This is a genomic window from Rhodoferax sp. AJA081-3 (assembly GCF_017798165.1).
GTDB lineage: Bacteria > Pseudomonadota > Gammaproteobacteria > Burkholderiales > Burkholderiaceae_C > Allorhodoferax.
In genome coordinates this window covers 1,456,157-1,477,798 of the sequence record NZ_CP059068.1, presented here as the reverse complement: position 1 = coordinate 1,477,798, position 21,642 = coordinate 1,456,157, and the positions used below count along the sequence as shown (strand labels likewise).

The 21,642-nt window shown below is 61.6% G+C and carries 21 protein-coding genes; 11 read left to right on the top strand and 10 right to left on the bottom strand.

From position 1 onward, the window contains the following. Window positions 1-23 precede the first annotated feature (23 nt). Window positions 24-329 carry a DUF3579 domain-containing protein gene (locus HZ993_RS06835; RefSeq protein WP_209396496.1) on the top strand — a complete coding sequence of 102 codons (306 nt, stop codon included), beginning with the start codon at window positions 24-26 and terminating at the stop codon, window positions 327-329. 30 nt (window positions 330-359) lie between these two features. On the opposite strand, the gene HZ993_RS06830 is transcribed toward HZ993_RS06835, so the two are convergent. From HZ993_RS06830 to rpsT, 3 genes are all read right to left on the bottom strand, one after another. Further along, window positions 360-1,418, bottom strand: a complete 1,059-nt coding sequence (locus tag HZ993_RS06830) for a TrkA family potassium uptake protein (protein ID WP_209396495.1) — start codon at window positions 1,416-1,418, stop codon at window positions 360-362. Next, window positions 1,415-1,993: a thermonuclease family protein gene (locus tag HZ993_RS06825; protein ID WP_209396494.1), complete on the bottom strand. Its 579-nt coding sequence runs from the start codon at window positions 1,991-1,993 to the stop codon at window positions 1,415-1,417. The genes HZ993_RS06830 and HZ993_RS06825 overlap by 4 nt, the downstream gene beginning before the upstream one ends. Window positions 1,994-2,188: 195 nt before the next feature. Continuing rightward, window positions 2,189-2,491, bottom strand: a complete 303-nt coding sequence (rpsT, locus tag HZ993_RS06820) for a 30S ribosomal protein S20 (RefSeq protein WP_209396493.1) — start codon at window positions 2,489-2,491, stop codon at window positions 2,189-2,191. Between the two features lie 140 nt (window positions 2,492-2,631). On the opposite strand from rpsT, the gene murJ reads away from it, so the two are divergent. The 4 genes from murJ (at window position 2,632) to HZ993_RS06800 (ending at window position 8,480) form a co-directional block, all read left to right on the top strand. Continuing rightward, window positions 2,632-4,191 carry a murein biosynthesis integral membrane protein MurJ gene (gene murJ / locus HZ993_RS06815; protein ID WP_209396492.1) on the top strand — a complete coding sequence of 520 codons (1,560 nt, stop codon included), beginning with the start codon at window positions 2,632-2,634 and terminating at the stop codon, window positions 4,189-4,191. A 20-nt stretch (window positions 4,192-4,211) separates the two neighbouring features. Continuing rightward, window positions 4,212-5,057: a SirB1 family protein gene (locus HZ993_RS06810; RefSeq protein WP_209396491.1), complete on the top strand. Its 846-nt coding sequence runs from the start codon at window positions 4,212-4,214 to the stop codon at window positions 5,055-5,057. A 128-nt stretch (window positions 5,058-5,185) separates the two neighbouring features. Next, the gene (locus tag HZ993_RS06805) at window positions 5,186-7,174 is read left to right on the top strand and encodes a M3 family metallopeptidase (RefSeq protein WP_209396490.1); all 1,989 of its coding nucleotides are present in this window, start codon (window positions 5,186-5,188) and stop codon (window positions 7,172-7,174) included. 1 nt (window position 7,175) lies between these two features. Next, window positions 7,176-8,480 (top strand): alpha/beta fold hydrolase, encoded by a 1,305-nt coding sequence (locus tag HZ993_RS06800; protein ID WP_209396489.1) that lies wholly within the window; start codon window positions 7,176-7,178, stop codon window positions 8,478-8,480. A 21-nt stretch (window positions 8,481-8,501) separates the two neighbouring features. On the opposite strand, the gene HZ993_RS06795 is transcribed toward HZ993_RS06800, so the two are convergent. The 6 genes from HZ993_RS06795 to purM form a co-directional block, all read right to left on the bottom strand. Further along, window positions 8,502-9,275, bottom strand: a complete 774-nt coding sequence (locus HZ993_RS06795) for a head GIN domain-containing protein (RefSeq protein ID WP_209396488.1) — start codon at window positions 9,273-9,275, stop codon at window positions 8,502-8,504. Between the two features lie 20 nt (window positions 9,276-9,295). Continuing rightward, complete coding sequence (locus tag HZ993_RS06790) at window positions 9,296-9,466, bottom strand: hypothetical protein (RefSeq protein WP_209396487.1); 171 nt, start codon at window positions 9,464-9,466, stop codon at window positions 9,296-9,298. A gap of 138 nt (window positions 9,467-9,604) precedes the next feature. Further along, entirely contained in the window at window positions 9,605-10,594 is a 990-nt protein-coding gene (locus tag HZ993_RS06785) for a GlxA family transcriptional regulator (RefSeq protein WP_209396486.1), read from the bottom strand. 7 nt (window positions 10,595-10,601) lie between these two features. After that, window positions 10,602-11,159, bottom strand: coding sequence for an isochorismatase family protein (locus tag HZ993_RS06780; RefSeq protein ID WP_209396485.1), 558 nt, complete (start codon window positions 11,157-11,159; stop codon window positions 10,602-10,604). A gap of 125 nt (window positions 11,160-11,284) precedes the next feature. Beyond that, window positions 11,285-12,061 carry a ParA family protein gene (locus HZ993_RS06775; RefSeq protein ID WP_209396484.1) on the bottom strand — a complete coding sequence of 259 codons (777 nt, stop codon included), beginning with the start codon at window positions 12,059-12,061 and terminating at the stop codon, window positions 11,285-11,287. Between the two features lie 141 nt (window positions 12,062-12,202). Then, window positions 12,203-13,246 (bottom strand): phosphoribosylformylglycinamidine cyclo-ligase, encoded by a 1,044-nt coding sequence (gene purM / locus HZ993_RS06770; protein WP_209396483.1) that lies wholly within the window; start codon window positions 13,244-13,246, stop codon window positions 12,203-12,205. A gap of 132 nt (window positions 13,247-13,378) precedes the next feature. Between purM and HZ993_RS06765 the strand changes: the two genes are divergently transcribed. From HZ993_RS06765 to HZ993_RS24845, 6 genes are all read left to right on the top strand, one after another. Beyond that, window positions 13,379-14,461: an AI-2E family transporter gene (locus HZ993_RS06765; protein WP_209396482.1), complete on the top strand. Its 1,083-nt coding sequence runs from the start codon at window positions 13,379-13,381 to the stop codon at window positions 14,459-14,461. Between the two features lie 15 nt (window positions 14,462-14,476). Next, complete coding sequence (gene hda / locus HZ993_RS06760) at window positions 14,477-15,169, top strand: DnaA regulatory inactivator Hda (RefSeq protein ID WP_209398314.1); 693 nt, start codon at window positions 14,477-14,479, stop codon at window positions 15,167-15,169. Continuing rightward, the gene (locus HZ993_RS06755; protein ID WP_209396481.1) at window positions 15,169-15,846 is read left to right on the top strand and encodes an HAD family phosphatase; all 678 of its coding nucleotides are present in this window, start codon (window positions 15,169-15,171) and stop codon (window positions 15,844-15,846) included. The genes hda and HZ993_RS06755 overlap by 1 nt, the downstream gene beginning before the upstream one ends. A gap of 67 nt (window positions 15,847-15,913) precedes the next feature. After that, entirely contained in the window at window positions 15,914-17,530 is a 1,617-nt protein-coding gene (gene pcnB / locus HZ993_RS06750; RefSeq protein WP_209396480.1) for a polynucleotide adenylyltransferase PcnB, read from the top strand. Between the two features lie 11 nt (window positions 17,531-17,541). After that, entirely contained in the window at window positions 17,542-18,009 is a 468-nt protein-coding gene (gene folK, locus HZ993_RS06745) for a 2-amino-4-hydroxy-6-hydroxymethyldihydropteridine diphosphokinase (RefSeq protein ID WP_209396479.1), read from the top strand. A gap of 107 nt (window positions 18,010-18,116) precedes the next feature. Further along, window positions 18,117-19,691 carry a methyl-accepting chemotaxis protein gene (locus HZ993_RS24845; RefSeq protein WP_209396478.1) on the top strand — a complete coding sequence of 525 codons (1,575 nt, stop codon included), beginning with the start codon at window positions 18,117-18,119 and terminating at the stop codon, window positions 19,689-19,691. Between the two features lie 20 nt (window positions 19,692-19,711). Here HZ993_RS24845 and HZ993_RS06735 read toward each other — a convergent pair whose 3' ends face one another. Further along, complete coding sequence (locus HZ993_RS06735; protein ID WP_209396477.1) at window positions 19,712-21,598, bottom strand: diguanylate cyclase; 1,887 nt, start codon at window positions 21,596-21,598, stop codon at window positions 19,712-19,714. Window positions 21,599-21,642 lie beyond the last annotated feature (44 nt).

The following is a 21,642-nucleotide window of genomic DNA, read 5'->3' as shown; positions in this document are numbered from 1 at the left end:
GCAAACCCGTCTCCGTCAACACCATGTCCCTCACGCCTCCGTCTAAAGAACTCTACATCCTGGGAATGACCCGCAGCGGCAAAACGTTCCGCCCCAGCGACTGGGCAGAGCGCTTGGCCGGCGTCATGAGCCAGTTTCGCCCGGGTGGTCCGCAGCCGGGCAGTCACCTGGGGTACTCACCGTGGTGTGTGCCCACCTCGTTTGGCAATGTGAAGTGTGTGATCGTGCACCGCGATCTGCGCGATTACGACGTCATGGCCTGGGACTTTTGCCTGAACTTTGCCAAGGACAACGAGCTGCAGGTGAGCGAAACACGGCCCGAGTTTTAGGTCCGCTTCGTAGACCCGGTCTTCAGGCGCTCACAGTGCGAAGCTGCCCACGCGGTGCTCACCAATGCTGATGGCCATATCGTCTGCCTGCACGGGGTAGTCGGCACCCACATTGAGCTGGTTGGTGTTGTTGCGGCGCAGGCCTATGGCCACATGGCCCGCGGCGGCCGCCTGGGTCGCCACATCCCGAAAACATTTGCCAGCGGTGGCCCCTTGTAGCGGGGTCAGGTAAAACTGCTGGCCCTGGCCGTTGCTCAGCAGGTCGGCAACGATGTCTTGTGTGCCGGGGTTGAGCAACTCCTGGCTCACATACAGCGCGTCAAAGTGCGCACTGCAGACCACGCGGTCACAGCCGGCCTTGGCCAGCAGTTCGCGCGTGCCGGGGTCTATACACTCCACCACCGTGTTGACCTGGCGTGCGCGCGATTCAATGGCCAGCGCAATGCTGACATTGATGGCGTCGGACGCGCTGTCGTTGGCATTGCGGGTCAGCACAATGGCGTGTTGCGCGCTATGGATACCGGCGCGTTGCAGGGTCTCGTCCCGTGTGGGGTCGCCGCGCACGTAGCGCACATGGCGCGCGCCCAGTTCGGTGGGTAGTTCTTCCAGGTCCTTGTCCACCAGCACGATGGCGGTGTTGCGGCCTATGCGTGGGTCATTGGCCAGCTCGTCCAGCAGGCGCAACAGCTTGGGCAGGCCAGGGAAGTTGATCAGCACCAGGTGCCCGGAAAATGTGACGCTGCTCATACCTTTTAGCTCCTTGGTCTTGGACGTGATCAATGCAGTGGCCACCACGGACAGGATAAAACCCAGCAGGCCTATGCCAATCACCATCAGCGGCACGCCCACCAGAAAACGCCCGCCCGGGGTTTTAGGAAAGAAGTCGCCATAACCCACCGTGGTCAGGGTCACCAGCGAATACCACAGGGCGTCGGTCCACGTCAGGTCTGGGTTGGCGGGCAGTTCGAAATACAAAAATCCGCTGGTGCCATAGGCCAATATGGCCGTCAGCAGCACCACCGCGCGCAACTGCACAGAAGGATTCACGACCAGATTGCGCTGGAACAGGCGCAACAGCACTTGCATCATGATCCTTGCCTCGCCCATTCGTTGATCATGGCTTCGGCCCTGGAGCCGACTTCCGGGTTGCCCCACAGGCCCAGGCTTTTGGAGCGTGCCAGGTTCTGCGCTTGCAGGTACACCGGCATGGACGCAAACGGGTACACCGAGTAGACCAGTGCATGTCCTTCACCAACCAGGCCCAGTCCAATGTCCTGGTCACCGGCATACAGCGTGGCAATGGTGCGGCCATGGCGGTCACGGGGTGGGGTGTTGAGCAGCACACGCAGGGGTTTGTCGCCGACGATGCGTTTCAGGGCCTCTTCGGCCGCCCGGCCGTAGACCGCTACTTCGTCCTTGCCGTGTTTGGATTCCAGGGTTTTGATGCCCAGCAGGCGCACGGTGGCGTTGCCCTGGCCTTCTTTGCTGACGACAACGGTGTCGCCATCTATAACCTTCACCAGTTGGACCAGGTCACCGCTGTCGAGCTTGGCTTCGCGTTGCTGCTGGTTGGCCTGTTGGCCATAGATGCCGGTCACAAAAAAGACCGTGGCAGCACACAAGCCCAGCACCAGGGACCAGAAGGCAAGGGTGATGCGGTCCATGGGGTGCGTTTACGGAACGGAAAGTGGGGTGGGTGAAGACATCGCGCCACTATAGCGGCGGGCGTGGTTTTGTCCAGACAACAAAAAAGCCGTTCAATGAACGGCTTGTTTGCTTTGCTGGCAGCGCACCCGGTGCAAACGGCAGGCCCCGAGAGGCCCGTGCGATGTGTGCCTGAGTGATCAGGCGTGCAGGTTTTACGCTGCTGCGAGGGCCAAGGCTTTCACCTTGGTAGACAAGCGGCTCTTGTCGCGTGCTGCCTTGTTCTTGTGGAAGATGCCCTTGTCAGCCACGGTGTCAACCACGGCTTGCATCTTCGCAAACAGTTCGGTGGCCTTGGTCTTGTCACCGGCCAGAACTGCCTTCTCAACGTTCTTCACCGCGGTGCGGTATTTGGAACGCAGGGAAGTGTTTGCTGCATTGATTTTGACGTCCTGGCGGACGCGCTTACGGCCCGACGCCAGGCGTGGGTTCTTTTTCTTGGGTTTGGTAGATGCCATATTAAGTATTCCTTGTGTCTGAGGATGATGCCAGCAAAGCCCGCGATTGTAGCATTTTGGGTCTGGGCAGGCAATCCAGGGCCGCTTGGCCGAGCAGCGGGGCTCGGGGAGGCGCCATCCACGGGGGCTACACTGGCACGGTGAGCCTTATCAAATCCGCCTCCATCGTTTCCGTGCTGACCCTGGCGTCCCGTATCACCGGTTTGGTGCGTGACCTGCTGATGGCTTCCATTTTTGGCGTGAGCGCCATGACGGATGCGTTTTGGGTGGCATTTCGTATCCCCAATTTGCTGCGCCGCATGTTTGCCGAAGGGGCTTTTAGCCAGGCTTTTGTGCCCGTGCTGGCCGCCAGCAAAGAAAAAGAGGGCGAGGAAGCTACCCACGCCCTGGTCAATTCCGTTGCCACCCTGCTGACCATGGCCCTGCTGCTGACCTGTGTGGTGGGCATTGCGGGCGCGCCCATTCTTGTCTATCTGTTGGCCAGCGGAATGGAGCCCGAAGGTTTTGAAGCCGCCGTTGTCATGACGCGCTGGATGTTCCCCTACATCGCCTGCATGTCGCTGGTGGCGCTGGGGGCTGGCGTGCTCAACACCTGGAAGAACTTTGCCATTCCCGCAGCCACACCGGTATTGTTGAACGTAGCCATGATTCTGGCGGCCTGGTTGGGCGCGCCGTGGTTCCAGCAGTTGGGCATAGAGCCGATTTACGCCATGGCCGCAGGTGTGATGCTGGGCGGTGTATTGCAGCTGGGGGCCATCCTGCTGGCCATGCGGCGCATGGGATTGGCGCCAAAGATCAGGCTCAATATTGCTGCAGCCCGCGCCGCGTGGGCGCAGCCTGCTACCAAAAGAATAGTGCATCTGATGGGCCCTGCGTTGCTGGGTGTCAGCGTGTCCCAGATTTCCTTGATCATCAATACACAAATCGCGTCACATTTGGGGGTTGGCTCGGTGACTTGGCTGAACAATGCCGGATTGTTGATGGAGTTCCCCACCGCTATGCTGGGTGTGGCCTTGGGGGTGGTGCTGATGCCGCAGCTTGCCGCTGCCAAGGCTGCCAACGACGCTGCCAAGTTCTCCAGCATGATCGATTGGGGTCTGCGCCTGGTGGTATTGATGGCGGTGCCCAGTGCGATTGCCCTGGTTACCTTTGCGCAGCCGCTGGCCTCGGTGATTTTTCATAACGGCGCCTATACCGACAACGACGTCATGCAGACCTCGGTTGCCTTGATGGGTTACGGCGCCGGTTTGCTGGGCCTGGTCGCCATCAAGGTGCTGACGCCGGGTTATTTCGCCAGCCAGAACATCAAAGGCCCGGCGCTGATTGGCCTAGCGGTGCTGGTCATCACCCAAGCATTGAACTTTGTCTTTGTGCCGCTGCTGGCCCATGCTGGCTTGGCCTTGGCCATTGGCGTAGGCGCCATGGTCAACGCTCTGTGGCTGCTGATCGGGCTTTTGCGCAACCGCACCTATATTCCGCAACCTGGCTGGGGGCGTTTCGCCCTGCAAGTGTTGGCAGCCAGTGCGCTGCTGGCGGTATTTTTGATGTGGGCCAATGGCTCGGTGCCCTGGCTGGCCCTGAAAGCCGAGAAGCTTCAGCGTGTTGGGTGGCTAGCCCTCTACGTATCTAGCGCTATCGCTATCTATTTTGTAGCAATCTGGGCTGCCGGCCTGAACTTGCGACAATTGTTGCGGCGCTAGCACTTGAAAGGTTTGCCACCATGAACCTGTCCTTTGACCAACCCACGCCGCTGGAATACTTCGCCTCCCTCGTGGAGAGTGACGGTGAATTCACGCTGTTTGAGGCAGCCGTCAGCCTGGCCCAGGACGAATACCCCGAGATGGATGTGCAGTCCGTGCTGGGCGAGGTAGACCAGCTGCTGGCCCGCCTGCGCAGGCGCCTGGCGGCGGACACGGGCCCCGTGCAAAAGCTGCGGGTGCTCAACCAGTTCTTCTACCAGGATCTGGGCTTTGGTGGCAATGCCAACGATTTTTACGACCCCGACAACAGCTTCATCCACCGCTTGCTGCACACACGCCGCGGCATCCCCATCACACTGGCAGTCTTGTGGATGGAGCTGGCCCAAGGCTTGGGGCTGGCGGTGCGGGGCGTGGGGTTTCCGGGGCACTTTCTGGTTAAGGTCAACTTGCCCATGGGCCAGGTGGTGATCGACCCATTAACCGGCAAGTCGATGAGCCGCGAGGAACTGTCCGAGCGGCTGGAGCCCTACCGCAAGCGCAGCGGCCTGCTCGACGAGTTGGAAACCCCCCTGGGCTTGTACCTGCAGACCGCACCCTCACGCGACATCATTGCCCGCATGCTGCGCAACCTGAAGGAAATCCACAAGTCGCAAAACGACTGGCAGCGCCTGCTGGCGGTACAGGAGCGCCTGGTGATTTTGCTGCCCCAGTCCTGGCCCGAATACCGCGACCGCGGACTGGCCCACGCCGAACTGGGCCACATCGAACAGGCCCTGTCAGACCTGGAGTGTTACCTGGTGCATGCCGAAGACCAGGTCAACCTGGATGCCATTGCCGACTGGGTGGATGCACTGCGGCGCTCCTAGGGTAAAGCCGGTCCTGAGGCCCCATTTCCGCTGCCTATAATCCCGCAGCCCAACCGCCCAGAAGGCGGCCACGGGCCCGCCGGCACCTGCCGGTCAATCCCTTTCTCAACCCCGATTCCAGGATTGCCATGAAGCTTCAAACCACGGTGCTTGCGGCCCTTGCCGCTTGTTTTGTACCCCATGCCTTGGCAGCCACTACGCCCGCTTTGCGCGGTGTGATTGCGTTGCCCACGGCGGCCGCCATTCCCAAGCTGTGTGAGCAAGGCATCGCCCAAGCCCGCACTCGTATTGAGCAGATCAAGGCAGTACCTTTGGACCGCGTGAATGCCAAAACCGTGTTGCACGCGTGGAACGCGCTGGACATGGGCTTGCAGGACATCGGCGGCCCTATCGGCCTGTTGTCTGAGACCAGTCCCGACCCCGAGGTGCGAAAGGCCGCTGAAGCCTGCGACTTGCTGCTGTCGGCACTGCCCAATGAATACCTGCAAAGCGAGGCTTTGTTCCAGCGCGTCAAGGCGCTGAAGACTACCGACCCGGTGGACGCCATGGCCCGCCAGAGCATTCTGGATGACTTTGAAGAACGTGGCGTCAACCTGCCCACCGCCAAACGCGACCGGGCCAAGGCCATCTTCGAGCGGCTGGACAAACTGGCCCAAGACTTCTCGCGCAATGTGCGCGACACCAAGACCAAACTGGCGTTTTCCGAAGCGCAATTGCAGGGTGTTTTGCCCGCCGCACTGACTGGCCGTGCCAAGGACGAGCAGGGCAACTACCTGTTTGGTCTGGACTACCCCGAGTTTGATGCCATCATGAACAACGTGCAGGTAGAAGCCACCCGCAAGGCGTTCTGGACCGCATTCCAGCAACGCGGTGGCACAGAAAACCTGGGTTTGCTGCAAGAGGCTGTCACGTTGCGGCTGGAGCTGGCGCAGCTGATGGGCGAAACCAATTTTGCCGACTGGACCATCAAGCGCCGCATGGCGGGCACAGCGGCTAACGTGACCCGCTTCCTGGACGACGTTCAGGGCAAGGTGGAGGCCCTGGAGCGCAAGGAGCTGGACGAGTTGCGCGCCGAAAAGGTGGCAAACACGGGTGACAAGGACGCAGTGCTCAAACGCTGGGATGTGTCGTTTTACCAGCAGCGCCTGAAGAAGTTGCGCTACAGCGTGGACCAGAGCGCAGTGCGCGCCCAGTTTCCCACCGACCCGACGATTGACTGGATGATGCAGGTCACCAGCAAGCTCTATGGTGTGCATTTCAAAGCCAACAAGAGCCTGCCCGTGTGGCAGGCGGATGTGCGTGGTTATGACGTGTTTGATACGGCCAGCGGCCAATACCTGTCCAGCTTCTATCTGGACCTGTTTCCGCGCGATGGCAAATACAAACACGCGGCAGCTTTCCCGGTGCGGGGCGTCTCCGCGGTGGGTGGGCGCACCCCCATCTCGGTCTTGGTGACCAACTTCAACCGTGAGGGTTTTGACCAGAACGAGTTGGAGACCTTGTTCCACGAGTTTGGTCACATCATGCACGGCGTGTTGTCCAAAACGCGTTACGTGCTGAATGCCGGTACCGGCGTCAAACGTGATTTTGTGGAAGCGCCGTCGCAGATGTTTGAGGAGTGGTCGCGCCGCCCTGAAACGCTGGTCATGTTTGCCCAGGTCTGCCCTACCTGCAAACCGATCGACCCCAAGCTGATGGAGCGCATGAATGCATCACGCGCCTTTGGCAAGGGCATCCAGTACGCCCGCCAGCGCCTGTACGCAGCCTGGGATATGTCCCTGCATACCCCCAAGGTGGTAGACGCCATGCAAACCTGGGCCGAGCTGGAGGGCAAAACCCCGTTGGGCTATGAAGCCGGGACCATGGTGCCTGCCGGTTTCGGCCATGTGATGGGAGGCTACCAGGCCGGCTACTACGGCTATATGTGGTCCGAAGTGTTGGCGCTGGATATGCGCTCGGCCTTTGGGAACAATGTGATGGACACCCGGCTGGGCACACGCTACCGCAAGCTGATTCTGGAGAGCGGTGGCCAGCGGGCGCCGTCCGAATTGGTGGAGGCCTTCCTGCAGCGCAAGCCGTCTTCTGAGGCATTTTTCCGCGAAATCTCCGGCAAGTAACATGAGTGCCCGTACCGTGACGCAGGTTACCCATCGCATTCCCGGTCTGGTGTTGCGCGACCATACGTTTATATTGCCACTGGATTACGCCAAGCCGGGCCGCACCATCAACGTGTATGCGCGCGAAGTGGTTGCGCCAGGCAAAGAAGATGCAAATCTTCCCTACCTGGTTTACTTCCAGGGCGGCCCAGGCTCCGGCGCTCCGCGGCCGGCCGATGCTGGCGGCTGGATAGGGCGAGCACTGCAAGACTACCGGGTGCTGCTGCTGGACCAGCGTGGCACCGGGCGTTCCACGCCAGTCACTGCGCAAACACTGGCGGGGTTGGGCGATGCCCAGACGCAGGCCGATTACCTGATGCACTTCCGTGCCGACAACATCGTGCGTGATGCGGAGGCCATTCGCCAGCAGCTCCTGGGCGACCAGCCATGGAGCATCTTGGGCCAGAGTTATGGCGGCTTTTGCGCCATGCGTTACCTCAGTGCCTCGCCACAGGGCCTGAAGCATGTCTTGATCACGGGCGGCATTCCGTCCCTCACACGGCCTGCCGACGATGTGTACCGCGCCACCTACCGCCGCGTGGCGGACAAGAACCGTCTTTACTACCAGCGTTACCCCGATGACGCAGCACTGGTCCGCAGAATCGTGGACCACCTGCGTACCCACGCGGTGCAGTTGCCCGGTGGCGGTGATTTGACTCCGCAGCGCTTTTTGCAGCTGGGCCTACACCTGGGCATGAGTGGTGGCTTTGAGGCCCTGCATTACCTGCTGGAAGAAGCCTTTGTGACCGGTGCGGATGGTCAGGCCTTGCTGAACTGGAATTTTCTGTTCCATCTGGAGCAGATGCAAAACTTCGACACCAACCCCATCTACACGCTGCTGCATGAAGCCTGCTACACCCAGGGCACTGCCAGCCAGTGGTCGGCGCAGCGCCTGCTGGCCGAATGCCCCGAGTTCGCGTTGGATGGTGTAGAGCCCGTGCTGTTCACGGGCGAGATGGTGTACCCGTGGATGCTGGATGCTTACACCCAGTTGCGCCCACTCAAGGACGCTGCGAACATTCTGGCCGCTCGGGCAGACTGGCCGCAACTCTACGATGTGCAGCGCCTGAAGCAGAACACGGTGCCCGTGGCCGCGGCCGTCTACTACGACGACATGTATGTACACCGCGAGTTTTCAGAAGAAACCGCTGCGCTGGTGCCCAACATCAAGCTGTGGATGACCAATGAATACGAGCACAACGGACTGCGCGCCGATGGCGGCGCAGTGTTGGGGCGTTTGTTGAGAATGGTGCGCGGCGAGGTCTGAGGGCCTGCGCGGGCCTGCTTGTTACACGGGGGGCGCTGCACCCAGTTGTTTGATGCTGCCCGAACCCATGGTGGACGCGTCGCGCAAGCTGCCTTCGCCGTAGTAGCGCACATCACCGGAACCGGCGATGCTGACACTCAAGGCTTTGCGCACCCACAGGCTTGCATCGCCCGAACCGGCAATACTGACTTTCACCTCTTGTGCGGACAATTTGGAGGCACTGACATCGCCGGACCCCGCGATGTTCACCACCAGGGCATTGGCCACGCCTTGTGCTTCAAAGCTTCCGCTACCGGCGATCGAAACCTTCAGGTCATCACTCTGCAGGTCCGTGATCGTGATCGTGCCAGAACCGGCGATATTGCTGGCCAGCTTGGGGGCCGACAGGCGCGCCGCAGACAGGTCCGCAGAGCCTGCCAGCGACAGCTTGTCGATGTTGCGCACATGGACCGTGACCTTGACCTTGGTGCTGCCCGGCAGGTTCACGCCCTTCGCGGTGCGGATGCGCAACTGCCCGTTGGTAACCACGGTCTCAATCAAGGGCAGCAGGTTGTCGTCGGCTTCCACCACCACGCCTTCGGCATTACCCTGGATCAACTCGATCTTGCCATGCATGTCGACGGCAATCGCATGGAAGGGTGCCAGTTCGCGTTTGACACTGCTGGCAGTGCCGGAGCCTGCCACCGTTTTATTTCCGAACCAATTGCCGGCCTGCACCGGCGTGACGGCCATAGTCAGTACGCCCGCCAGAGCCAGCGACGCAACCGCAGAGAGAAGCCGTGGGCTGGTTTGCATGGTGTGTTCCCGGGTGCACATCAGGCTTGGCGACCGTAGACGGTCACAGTGGGCAGGGTGACGGTGTTCGCAGGGGAAGCCTGTGCCAAATCGTCAAAGTGCAACAACATGGACCCATTGACGGCCAGTGTCATGACCGCGGCAAACGCGAAAGCAACAAGCTTGATCTGGGAATGGTAGTTGTGCGACATGGTCTTCTCCGGTTGGCGGGCCACAGCGGTCCGATGGGTGAAATGTAGGCATGGGTCGCCCAAATTTCATCCTGAATGTGACGAATGGCAATTCCGCGCGAAAGACTGCTGTTTTTGGCGGACAAACCGGCCCGACCGCTAAGCACCCAGCCGTGGATCGGATGGTGTTCCGGCCAGTTCAAACTGGTGCCAGGCGCGGCGCAATTGGGTGTCGGAACTGAAACCGGCCATCTCGGCCGCCTGTGTCACGTTGCGGCCGGACTGCAACGCCGTTTGTGCGACAGCCAGGCGGATGCGGCGCAGGTACTGCAGGGGTGCGATACCCGCATGGTCCAGAAATAAGCGGGTGAGATGGCGCGGCGAGGTGTGGGCTACAGCGGCCATGCCGGGTACCGTCCAACCGGTTTCGGGGGCCTGGCTGACAGCGTCTTGCACGCGGTGCAGGGCCGGGTGCATATGGGCGCGGTAGGCCAGAAAGGGCGACAACTCCGGGTCGTTGGGACCGCGGCGCAGTGCGACCACCATGGTTTGCGCGACCTGTGCGGCCAGCGCCGGGCCGCATTCCGCGCTGATGCGGTGCAAGACCAGATCCAGGCCGGTGGTTACCCCGGCGCTGCTGTAGACCGCGCCGTCTTCCACAAACACGCGGTTGGCCACCACGTCGCATTGCGGCTCCACCCGGCGCAACTCGTCCAGGTGCTGGTGGTGCGTGGTGGCGCGGCGCCCGGCCAGCAGGCCGGCGTGGGCGGCCAGCACGGCACCGGCGCAAATGGTCATCAGCTCCAGCCGCCCAGCGGCCACCTTCAGTCCCCGCAGCCAGTGCAATACGGTGCGTGATGCGTCGGAGTCCAGCCGCAGGGCACCATCACCCGCCTGGCCCACCAGCACCACCCAAGTGGTGGGTGCGTTGGCGTCTGGGGAATCCAGCACGGGCAAACCCTGCAGACCACCCAGCACCACGCCGACCGAGCTGGGCGCACTGGGCAGCGGGCTGACAAAGTGCAGTGAAAACCGCGGGTTCTGGCCCTGCGCGACAAGGGCCTGGTTGGCCATGCGCAGCGCCTCGGCCGGGCCGGCCCAGTCCAGTATCAGACTATTGGGCAGCAGGACAAAGTAGACGTTGACCATGCCAGGCTTATCGGGCGCGGCTCAGCGCCTCGTCCACCGTGCACAGCGTGGCAAACCGGTCTGTCAGCACGGTGGCGGTGCGGGCTTTGATGTCGGCGGCGCTCAACGGGCGTCCATCGGGCTGCACCATGTCAAAGGTCAGGGTGGCGTCCACACAGTAGTCCACACTCCAGCCCAGGTCCGAGGCGTGGCGGGTCGTCGTTTCACAGCATTGCTCGGTGCGAATGCCGCTGATGATGAGGCGCTGCATGCCGTGGCTGGTGAGCCACACGTCCAGCCCGGTGCCGACCAATGCGCTGTGGCGGTTCTTGTAGAACGTGGCTGCGGCTTCGAAATCCAGCAGTCCCTTGAGCGGTACGACATGGCCGGACTCGCGGGCAAAGGCGTTGTCGGGGGTGGCCGGGCCGTCGGTGTGCAAGATACGCACAATGGGTACGCCCTGGGCCACACAGCCCGCAATCAGCGCATTTTGCGCAGCCAGGTATTCGGGCATGTCGCGTTCGGTGGAGTAGGGGCGGTTGCGAAAAGATTCCTGGACGTCGATCACAATCAGACAGGTGTTCATGGCTTGGTTTCCTTGAAAGCAGTGGTAGAAGCCCGTATTTTTGCTTCTATGCCAGATGCAAGCCATTCCGATCTGGACGACATTCGATCATTTTAGGACATCATTGTGATGCCCGCCCGTCCACGCTATTGCCGTAACGGGGCCGGGGCAAAGACCGACAGGCGGCTGCCGTGCACCAGGGACTCCTGGGCAGGCATCAGGCTGGGTGCGCGGGGGGTATGCACCGGCGTTGGTGCGGGGGCAGCCACCGGCTGTGGTGCGGGTGGCTGCAGTTGGGTGACGGGTTGCAGCCACTGCAGGATGGGCTCCCACTGGTCCAAGTCCGCCTGCACCAGCGTGCTGCGCTGGTCAAAGATGGTCTGGCCGCTGTCCAGGCTGCGCACATAGATCTGGGTTTCGCGCAAAACCCCCAGAAACGGGATGTTCAGGCCATCGGCCCACTCCTGCAGGGTTTCGGCCGCTCGGGTGCGGGCATCTATGCGCATGCCAACCACGCCCAGCTTGCAACGGCCGCTGGCCAGCCGGGGCAGGGCCATCAGCTCGGCAATACAGGCGGCGGCGGATTCGCGGTCAAACACCGAGTGGCATACCGGAATCAGGATGGCGTGCGCCGACATCACCACCTTGGCCAGCTCAAAGCCGTGGATGCCGCCGGGTGTGTCCAGCACCACATGGGTCACGCCCACCGGTACTTTCAGCACATTTTTTTGGTCTATGGTCCAGGGGGCGATGGCTGGCAGCGTGGGGCTGCGGCGTTTGAGCCAGGTGCGGGTGGATTGTTGGCGGTCGACATCGCCCAGCATGACGGCCGCGCCCTGGCGTGCCAGCCAGGCTGCCAGGTGGGTGGCCATCGTGCTTTTGCCACTGCCACCCTTGCGATTGATCACTGCGATTACCGGCATAACATCCGTTTCACCACCATTGGATGGCCGGATTCTGGATCAAAAATCGCGATAAGTCCAGTAACTATGCGGGTTGGTAGCTATAAATATCCTAGCAGTGGCTGGGGCGCAACCCCAGCCGCAGGTTCGGCGACCGGACTTTTAGGCGACCACTACGGCAGCCGAGTCACCACGTTCAGCAATCACGCCAATGCTGTAAACCGTCTCGCCCGCGGCACGCAGGGTCTGGGCACAGGCCTCAGCGTTGGCGGCGTCAATCACCACCACCATGCCAATACCGTTGTTGAAGGTGCGGTTCATTTCGATGTCGTCGATACCGGCAGTTTTTTGCAACCAGGCGAACAGCTCGGTCTGTGGCCAGCTGCCTTTTTTCAGGTGGGCAGCCGTGCCTTCGGGCAACACACGGGGAATGTTTTCCAGCAAACCGCCACCGGTGATGTGGGCTAAAGCTTTAATGGGGTGGGCGGCCAGCGCGGCCAGTACGTTTTTCACGTACAGGCGGGTGGGCTCCATCAGCGCCTGTTTGAAGGGTTTGCCGTCCAGTGTGGCGGGTGCGGATGTTCCCGCGCGCTCAATACATTTGCGCACCAGGCTGAAACCGTTGGAGTGCACACCATGGCTGGCCAGGCCCAGCACCACGTCGCCAGGCTTCACGCTGGCGCCGGTCAGAATCTTGGATTTTTCGACCGCGCCGACCGCAAAACCGGCCAGGTCGTATTCACCGGCGGGGTACATGCCGGGCATTTCGGCGGTTTCGCCGCCGATCAGCGCGCAGCCCGACAATTCACAACCCTTGGCGATGCCGCCGATAACGGCTGCCGCGGTGTCCACATCCAGCTTGCCGCAGGCAAAGTAGTCCAGGAAGAACAGGGGTTCGGCGCCTTGCACCAGCACGTCGTTGACGCTCATGGCCACCAGGTCGATGCCCACGGTGTCGTGCATATTCCACTCGAATGCCAGCTTGAGCTTGGTGCCCACGCCATCGGTGCCACTCACCAGCACGGGTTCCTTGTAGCGCTTGGGCACTTCAAACAGGGCGCCAAAACCGCCGATGCCGGCCATCACACCTTCGCGCATGGTTTTTTTGGCCAGGGGTTTGATGCGTTCAACCAGGGCGTCACCAGCGTCAATATCAACACCGGCAGCTTTGTAGGACAGGGGAGTGGGAGTGCTTGAATCGGTCATTTGAAGGGGTGGGCCGTGATCGCCTGGGCGAGCCCGATAGAATTTGCCTACATTTTAGCTTCGACTGGACAAGCCCTCCGGGCAATTGTCAGTCTTCGCTGAAACTGCGTTTTACGGGACATCTAACAAAGTATGCAATTCACCCCTCCCCAAAAAACTTTTGCGGCCTGGAGTTTGATCGCCGCGCTGCTCGCCTGTGTGCTGTGGCTGCTGGCGCCGGTGCTGACACCCTTTGTGGTGGCGGCCGTGTTGGCCTACGCGCTGACGCCCATGGTGGACTGGCTCGATGACTTGGGCCGTGGCCGCATTCCCCGGATGTTGGCGGTGATTGTGGTGGAGCTGGTGTTCATCGTGGCGGTGTTGGCCGTGCTGCTGCTGATGGTGCCCATCGTGGCCAAGGAGTTGCCCCTGTTGCGTGAGCAACTGCCGGTGCTGATGGACAGTGTGAGCACCACACTCAAACCCTGGCTGGCGCAGTTTGGCATACACGTTGCGCTGGATGTGGCCAGCATCAAGTCGTTTGTGCTGACGCATCTGAACGGCAACGTGGAGGATGTGGTGGGTTCTTTGCTGGCGTCGCTCAAGCTGGGGGGCAGCGTGGCGTTCTCCCTGATCGGCAATGCCATCCTGATTCCGGTGGCGCTGTTCTATTTGTTGATGGACTGGGACCGCCTGGTCGGCCAGGTACGGGACCTGATCCCGCCCCGTCTGCGTGGCTCCACCGACAGTTTCATGGCCGAGGCGGATTCGGTGCTGGGGCAGTACCTGCGTGGCCAGTTGCTGGTGATGTTGATACTGGCAGTGTTCTACAGCGTGGGCCTGGCGCTGTTTGGGCTGGACCTGGCCCTGCCCATTGGTATCTTTACCGGGCTGGCGATTTTTGTGCCCTACCTGGGCTTTGGCATTGGTCTGGTGCTGGCGGCGTTGGCCGGGTTGCTGGAGTTTTCTGCCGCGTCCGGTCTGGGCTACACCGTCATCATGGTGGCGGTGGTCTACGGTGCAGGTCAGGTGGTGGAGAGCCTGTTTTTGACACCCCGCCTGGTGGGTGAACGGATTGGCCTGCATCCCCTAGCCGTCATTTTTGCGCTCTTGGCCTTTGGCCAGCTGTTTGGTTTTGTCGGTGTACTGATTGCGTTGCCCGTCAGTGCCGTGTTGCTGGTGGCGATACGCCGCGTACGCACCGGTTACCTGGCCAGCGGGCTGTACCAGGGCTGACAGCGTTCCACCATGATGAAACAACTGGCACTGGATATTGGGCTGTCTACCGGACCCACCCTGGCCAACTTCTGTGCCGGCCCCAACCTGGCGGCCCTGCGCCACCTGGAGCTGTGGGTGGGCGCCAAGTCCCAGGCTGGTGCCGCCAACCGCTCGCCGGTACCCACCTACCTGTGGGGTCCGTCGGGCAGTGGCAAGAGCCATTTGCTCAAGGCGGCGCGCGAGGCCCTGCGCGAGCAGGGCGCTCGTGTGGGCTGGCTGGATGCATCGGTGCTGGAGGCGCCGGAGTTCAATGAATCCTGGGCTGCCGTGCTGCTGGACGATGTGCACCTGTACACCGCGGCGCAGCAGCACGCCGCTTTCAACTGGTTTGTGAATGCCCAGACCCACCAGCGCCCCGTGCTGGCCGCTGGCGAATTTGCGCCGGTGGAGCTGCAACTGCGGGATGACCTGCGCACCCGCCTGGGCTGGGGCCACGTCTTCAGCCTGCAGCCCCTGAGCGAACCCGAGCGCCGTGCCGTGTTGCGCCAGGCGGCCGATGCGCGCGGCGTTTTCTTGAGTGACGAGGTCATGGATTTCATGTTGACCCGCTTCAGCCGCGACCTGGGCAGCCTGATGGAGCTGCTGGAACTGCTGGATGGCTACGCCCTGCAAACCCAGCGCGCCATCACCATACCGCTGATCAAATCCATGATGGACAACCATTGATGACCCGCATTGCCTTATTTGACCTGGACCACACCCTCATACCGATTGACTCGGACTACGCTTGGGGCGAGTTCACCATCGAGCGGGGCTGGGTCGATCCCGTCGAGTTCAAGCGCCAGAACGACGACTTCTACGCCCACTACAAGGCCGGAACCCTGGACATACAGGCCTATGCCCGATTTGCCACGGAGGCCATTCGTCGCCAGGGTGCTATTAATTCAATAGCGGCACATCGAGATTTCATGGGGGCTAAGGTACAAAATGTCATAATGCCCCAGGCGTTGGAGCTGGTACACCAGCACCAGCGTGCGGGGGATGTGGTGGCCATCGTCACCGCCACCAACGAATTTGTGACCCGCCCGATCGCCCAGGCCTTTGGTGTGGACGAACTGATCGCCGTGGAGCTGGAGCGTGAGCCCTCGGCCGACGGTACAGGCTGGTTCACCGGGGCGATACGCGGCGTGCCGTCGTTCCGCGAGGGCAAGGTGGTGCGGGTCGAGGCCTGGCTGAAGGAGCGGGGTTTGAGCTGGGACACCGTGCACACCACGTTTTATTCGGATTCCATGAACGACCTGCCACTGTTGGAAAAAGCCATCGTACCGGTCGCCACCAACCCCGACGAGCGCCTGCGTGCGTTGGCTCTGGCGCGCGGATGGCGCATACTTGACCTGTTTTGACTGAGAGAGAAGGGCGGGCGCCAGCCCGCCATGGAAAGAACGGCAAACCGTTCTGCATGAGAAAAGAATGATCAAAAAATTTATCGATAAATTGCTGGGCAAAACCTCCAGCGGCGCGGCCAGCAAGAAGGCCAAATTTGGCAAACGGGTGGATGTGCCGGTAGCAACCCATGGCATTGACCCCAACCTGGTCGACGAACGGGCCATCAACGTGGTGCGCACCCTGCAGGATGCGGGTTTTGAAGCCTATGTGGTCGGCGGCGCGGTGCGCGATTTGTTGGTCGGCCTGCGGCCCAAGGACTTTGACGTGGCCACCAACGCCACGCCCGAGCAGGTCAAGGGCCTGTTCCGCCGCGCCTTCATCATTGGCCGGCGTTTTCGCATCGTCCACGTGGTGTATGGCCGCGGGCGTGAGCACGAGGTGATTGAAGTCTCCACCTTCCGCGCCTACCTGGACAACGCCGCCGCCGAACAGGTGGCCGGCAATGAAAAAACCAGCCGCAGCGAACTGGCCGGCATGAAACACGCTGTGGATTCCACCGGCCGTGTGTTGCGCGACAACGTCTGGGGCCCGCAGGAAGAAGACGCCGTGCGCCGCGACTTCACCATCAACGCCATGTACTACGACCCGCAGACGCAGATCGTGGTGGACTACCACAATGGTTTCAAGGATGTGAAGAACCGCGTCATCCGCATGATCGGTGACCCGGCCACCCGTTACCGCGAAGACCCGGTGCGCATCATCCGCGCCGTGCGGTTTGCCGCCAAGCTGAGCCCGCTGGGTTTTGCGTTGGAGAGCAAAACAGCGGCACCGCTGGTCAAGTCGCAGGAACTGCTGGCCGATGTGCCGCAGAGCCGCCTGTTTGACGAAATGCTCAAATTGCTGCAGACCGGGCATTCGCTGGCATCCATCGAGCAGTTGAAGAAGCTGGGCATGGCCCGCGGCATCTATCCGCTGCTGGATGTGGTGGTGGAGCGTGCCGAGCAGCCCTTTGTCAACGCCGCGCTGAAAGACACCGACCGCCGCGTGGGCGAAGGCAAACCGGTAGCACCCAGCTTCCTGCTGGCCTGCGTGTTGTGGGCCGATGTGCGTGATGGCTGGAACCGTCGTCTGGAGCAACGCCAACATTCACATCCGGCGCTGATGGACGCGATTGATGAAGTCTTCCATTCCCGTATTGGTGATGTATCCGGCGGAGGCAAGCTGGCCGGTGACATGCGTGAGATCTGGGTCATGCAGCCGCGCTTTGAGAAGCGTGTGGGCAGCACGCCCTTTGGTATGGTGGACCAGCCGCGTTTCCGTGCCGCGTTCGACTTTATGCGCCTGCGCTCCGACATTGGCGAGGTGGAAGAAGTATTGGCCGACTGGTGGCAAGAGTTCAGCATGGCCGACGACAACCTGCGCCAGGACCTGGTGGACCAGGTGCGTGAAGAACAACAAAAGCGCCAGCGTGCGCCCCGTGTGGCGCGTGTGCCGCGGGCGGACGCACCAATGGGCGAGGGCGCGCCGGGCCAGGCAGGTGCCGTGCCGCCCGCCGCGCGAGGCCCCGCAGAATTTACCGCAGCCCCTGGCGAAGGTGACGCCGGTGCCCCGCGCAAACGCCGCCGCCGCCGTCGCACCGGTGCGGCCAAGGGGGCAGGTGGCAATGCGGATGCTGGAGGCGGGGGCGACTCCGGCAACTAAACGGGTCGCCCATGCGTGAACCCGTCACCGCCTATCTAGGCTTAGGTGCCAATTTGGGTGACCCGGCGACTGCCCTAGAGCAAGCAGTGCAGCTACTCGACGCACACCCCGGCATCACCGTCACGGCCCGGTCTTCGTACTACCGCACGGCGCCTATCGATTCCAGTGGGCCCGACTACACCAATGCTGTTGTTGCCGTCGACACCACGCTGACCGCACCTGCCCTGTTGCTTTGTCTGCAGGGCATTGAGGCGGCAGCAGGCCGGGAGCGGCCCTACCGCAACGCGCCGCGTACGCTGGACCTGGACATCCTGTTGTATGGCGACGCGCAGGTATCGAGCGCGGCGCTGGACATTCCCCACCCCCGCATGTGGCAGCGGGCCTTTGTATTGTTGCCATTGGCCGAGATCGCTCCACACCATGTTTCCGCCGCCCAACTGCGCACCACTATGGCGCAAGACATTACACGCATGCCCTGAAGTGGGATACGCCTGCCGGGGCGGCATTGGACCTTGCACGACTATGGTGCTATTCTGTAACAGGCTGTACACGCGTGGTCGGTAACTACAACAGGAGCACATTCACCATGGGCCTCAACCGTCTCAAGATTGCCACCAAGTTGTGGGTCTTCATCATCCTGGTATTGGGTCTTTTGGTGGGTATAGCGGGCATAGGGCTGGCACGCAGTTCGGCCATTTTGGGCGAAGGGCGCGCCCAGCAACTGGTGGCTTTGCAGATGGTGCAGGTGGCCACCCGCTGGAATGGTTTGACAGAGACCAATGCCGCCCGCAACCACGCCATCATTATCAGCACCGAGCCTGCGGTTGCCGAGGCCTTCAAAGGCCCGGTCAACGCCACCAGCGATGAAATATCGCTCATGCAAAAGCAGTTGGAAAGCCTGCCCCTGACCGATGCGGACAAGACTCAACTGCAAAAAATTGCCGACTTGCGAAAGCTGGTGATCAGTCTGCGTGAAAAGGCTCGCGGTGCCCGTAGTGAAGGCAAAGCCGACGAGGCCATGCAAATCCTCAACGCCCAGTACCTGCCGGCCATGGCCAGCTACATCGCGGCGCAGAAAGAACTGGTCAAGATGCAGGAGCAGCGCGTGGTGGATGTACAGGCCGCCACCGAAAGCCGCCGCCAGGCCAATAGCATGGGCATAGTGGCGGGTTTGGTAGTGGTGGTGGTGCTGATCGCTACCGGAACGGTTTGGCTGGTGCGTTCCATACGGGACCCTCTGGACCAGGCCAATGACATTGCGGCCCGTATTGCGCAGGGTGATTTGAGTTCACGCATCAGCACACACCGTGAGGATGAATTTGGCACGCTGTTGCGCTCCCTGGCCACGATGAACGACTCCCTGGGCCGTATGGTGGCGCAGGTGCGTCTGAGTACCGACAACATCGCTACGGCCAGTGCCGAAATCGCCAGTGGCAACAACGACCTGGCCCAACGCACCGAGCAGACCTCCAGCAACCTGCAGTCCACGGCCAGCAGCATGGATGCGCTCACAGCCACCGTGCAGCACAGCAGCGACAACTCGCGCCAGGCCAGCGCATTGGCAGCCAGTGCGTCCACCGTGGCGCAGCGCGGTGGTGCGGTTGTGACCCAGGTGGTGTCCACCATGCAGGAGATCGATGCCAGCAGCAAAAAAATTGCGGACATCATTGGCGTCATTGACGGCATTGCCTTTCAGACCAATATCCTGGCCCTCAATGCTGCTGTGGAAGCCGCCCGCGCCGGTGAACAGGGCCGCGGTTTTGCCGTGGTGGCGAGCGAAGTGCGCAGCCTGGCCCAGCGCAGTGCCGAGGCGGCCAAGGAGATCAAAGGACTGATCAATACCTCGGTGGAAAAGGTGGAGTCGGGCACGCGCTTGGTGACAGATGCCGGCGCCACCATGGAAGAGATTGTGCAATCCGTGCGCCGTGTGGCCGATGTGATCAGCGAGATCACCGAAGCCGCCCACTCGCAAAGCAGTGGCATTGCAGAGGTCAACACTGCTATTGGCAACCTGGACCAGATGACACAGCAGAATGCCGCATTGGTGGAAGAAAGCGCCGCCGCGGCAGAGAGTCTGCGGGAACAGGCCGACCGCATGAAAGAGTCTGTGGCGGTGTTCCGGGTCTCCGCCGAGCACCACAGTGCTTTGGCGCTGCGGTAAAGCCGATGCAGTAATGCGTTTCAGGTGACGCTGGCGTGGCGCACGCAGTTGCGCCCGTCGTGTTTGGCTGCGTACAAGGCGCGGTCGGCCGCAGCCACCAGGTCTTCCAGGCTGAGTGCGGCTTGTGGAACGACCGACACCACCCCAAAGCTGGCCGTAAAACGCAGGGGTTTTCCGTCAAACTCCACCCGCAGTCGGTCGGTCGCTTTGCGCAGTTCCTCCGCCAGGGTGACAGTGCCTGCCAGATCCACCCCCGTCAGTGCAATGACAAATTCCTCACCACCGTAACGCGCCAGGATGTCGCCCGCACGGTCGATGCGGGGGCGCAGCATGTCGGCCAGCGCGCGCAGGCAGGCATCACCCGCCGGGTGGCCAAAGGTGTCGTTGATGGCCTTGAAGTGGTCGATATCCAACAGGATGATGCTCAGGTGGCCCTTTTGCCGCTCGGCTCGCCGCATTTCGGTGATGGCAGCAGCATCGAAATAGGCGCGGTTGCCGATCTGGGTCAGGCCGTCGGTGGTGGAGAGCAATTGCAGCCGCGCATTGGCCTGGCTGAGCTGTTCCATGGCGGCGTTCAGGTCATTGGTGCGGGACAACACCCGTTGCTCCAAGTCTAGGTTGGCCTGTTCCTTGGCGCGAATCAGGGCCGCCTGGCTGGCCCGTGCCTTGCGTTCCAGGTCCAACGCCACAGCCTGTGCGTTCAGTCGCAGTGTGCGGTCGTTGTTGATGCGGTCGGCCAGCGTGAATGACAGCAGTACCACCAGCAGCACGATGCCGATCTGCGACGCGTTTTCAGTCCAGATATTGGTAGGAATCCAGCCGAACTTGCTGGCATTGAGCACCGTGATGCCAATCAATATGGCCGTCCAGGCCAGGCAGTAGAAACGCGCAAAACGGGCTCCCCGCCACCAGCGCCAGTAGCCCAGTATCAGGGCGGTGATGGTGATGGGCAGGGTGATGGCGGCCACGATGCGTATGCTCAGGCTGTAGGGCACGACAAAACTCAGCACCAGCAGCGCGGCACTGCACACCATCATGCTGCACACCAGGTAACTCGCTGGCCGGGAGAAGCTGCGCAGCTTCAGAAAGCTGTTGGTAAACAGGCAGGTGAACATGGCCGCACCGGCCGCAAAGGTGGAAATGGCAAAACTGTTCCAACGCACCGCGTTGGGCCACAGGTGGGCAAAGGTGTGGCCCGTCAGCGTCAGGTGGAACAGCATGTAGCTGGCCACAAAGCAGACATAAAACAGGTAGTTGATGTCGCGGGTGGAGGCAAAAACAAACAGGTTGTAGACCACCATGATCAGCAGAATGCCGATCACCGCACCCTGCGCCAGGTTCTCGTCGTTGCTGGCGGCGTGGAAAAACACCGGGTCCCAAACCCGCAGCGGCGCCTCTATGGTGCCGCTGGAAACCAGGCGCAGGTAAATCTCGTTGTTGCCGGGCGCCAGTTGCAGCGGCATGACAAAGTTGCGGTGGCGCACCGCCCGCTGGGCGAAGGGTTGTTCGTCGCCTAGGCTGTACTGGGTCTGCACTGCGTCGCCCACTAAATGGTAGAGGCGTACATCGTCCAGAAACGGTATGGGCAGCTCCAGGAACCGCGGCAGCACCTTGGCACTGCGGTTGTGCAACTGGAAGCGGAACCAGTAGCCGTCTTGCGTAAATCCGAAATTGGGGGATTGGCGTGTGATGGTCTGCCAGCCATTAGCCTGGGTGCGGGCCTGCTGGAGTGTCAGCGCGCGGCTGCTGTCGACCAGCACACCCATGCGGGTGCCGATCTCCAGGCGCTGGGGGCCGTCTGCATCCAGTTCAAAAACCGGGAAGCTGGGGCTGGTGGCCGCGCCCGCGGGCGGTGCAAATGCCAGCGCCAGCGCACAGAGCAGCAAAGCGAGACATTTCACAAGCATGGCTGCAGTGTGCCAGTTTCAGCTACAGAAAGAAATGACCGTGT

Bases quoted from the DNA above. Each gene is read 5' to 3' on its own strand.
- HZ993_RS06835 (WP_209396496.1), top strand. From the start codon at position 24: ATGTCCCTCACGCCTCCGTCTAAAGAACTCTACATCCTGGGAATGACC.
- HZ993_RS06830 (WP_209396495.1), bottom strand. From the start codon at position 1,418: ATGATGCAAGTGCTGTTGCGCCTGTTCCAGCGCAATCTGGTCGTGAAT.
- HZ993_RS06825 (WP_209396494.1), bottom strand. From the start codon at position 1,993: ATGGACCGCATCACCCTTGCCTTCTGGTCCCTGGTGCTGGGCTTGTGT.
- rpsT (WP_209396493.1), bottom strand. From the start codon at position 2,491: ATGGCATCTACCAAACCCAAGAAAAAGAACCCACGCCTGGCGTCGGGC.
- HZ993_RS06810 (WP_209396491.1), top strand. From the start codon at position 4,212: ATGAACCTGTCCTTTGACCAACCCACGCCGCTGGAATACTTCGCCTCC.
- HZ993_RS06805 (WP_209396490.1), top strand. From the start codon at position 5,186: ATGAAGCTTCAAACCACGGTGCTTGCGGCCCTTGCCGCTTGTTTTGTA.
- HZ993_RS06800 (WP_209396489.1), top strand. From the start codon at position 7,176: ATGAGTGCCCGTACCGTGACGCAGGTTACCCATCGCATTCCCGGTCTG.
- HZ993_RS06795 (WP_209396488.1), bottom strand. From the start codon at position 9,275: ATGCAAACCAGCCCACGGCTTCTCTCTGCGGTTGCGTCGCTGGCTCTG.
- HZ993_RS06790 (WP_209396487.1), bottom strand. From the start codon at position 9,466: ATGTCGCACAACTACCATTCCCAGATCAAGCTTGTTGCTTTCGCGTTT.
- HZ993_RS06785 (WP_209396486.1), bottom strand. From the start codon at position 10,594: ATGGTCAACGTCTACTTTGTCCTGCTGCCCAATAGTCTGATACTGGAC.
- HZ993_RS06780 (WP_209396485.1), bottom strand. From the start codon at position 11,159: ATGAACACCTGTCTGATTGTGATCGACGTCCAGGAATCTTTTCGCAAC.
- HZ993_RS06775 (WP_209396484.1), bottom strand. From the start codon at position 12,061: ATGCCGGTAATCGCAGTGATCAATCGCAAGGGTGGCAGTGGCAAAAGC.
- purM (WP_209396483.1), bottom strand. From the start codon at position 13,246: ATGACCGATTCAAGCACTCCCACTCCCCTGTCCTACAAAGCTGCCGGT.
- HZ993_RS06765 (WP_209396482.1), top strand. From the start codon at position 13,379: ATGCAATTCACCCCTCCCCAAAAAACTTTTGCGGCCTGGAGTTTGATC.
- hda (WP_209398314.1), top strand. From the start codon at position 14,477: ATGAAACAACTGGCACTGGATATTGGGCTGTCTACCGGACCCACCCTG.
- HZ993_RS06755 (WP_209396481.1), top strand. From the start codon at position 15,169: ATGACCCGCATTGCCTTATTTGACCTGGACCACACCCTCATACCGATT.
- pcnB (WP_209396480.1), top strand. From the start codon at position 15,914: ATGATCAAAAAATTTATCGATAAATTGCTGGGCAAAACCTCCAGCGGC.
- folK (WP_209396479.1), top strand. From the start codon at position 17,542: ATGCGTGAACCCGTCACCGCCTATCTAGGCTTAGGTGCCAATTTGGGT.
- HZ993_RS24845 (WP_209396478.1), top strand. From the start codon at position 18,117: ATGGGCCTCAACCGTCTCAAGATTGCCACCAAGTTGTGGGTCTTCATC.
- HZ993_RS06735 (WP_209396477.1), bottom strand. From the start codon at position 21,598: ATGCTTGTGAAATGTCTCGCTTTGCTGCTCTGTGCGCTGGCGCTGGCA.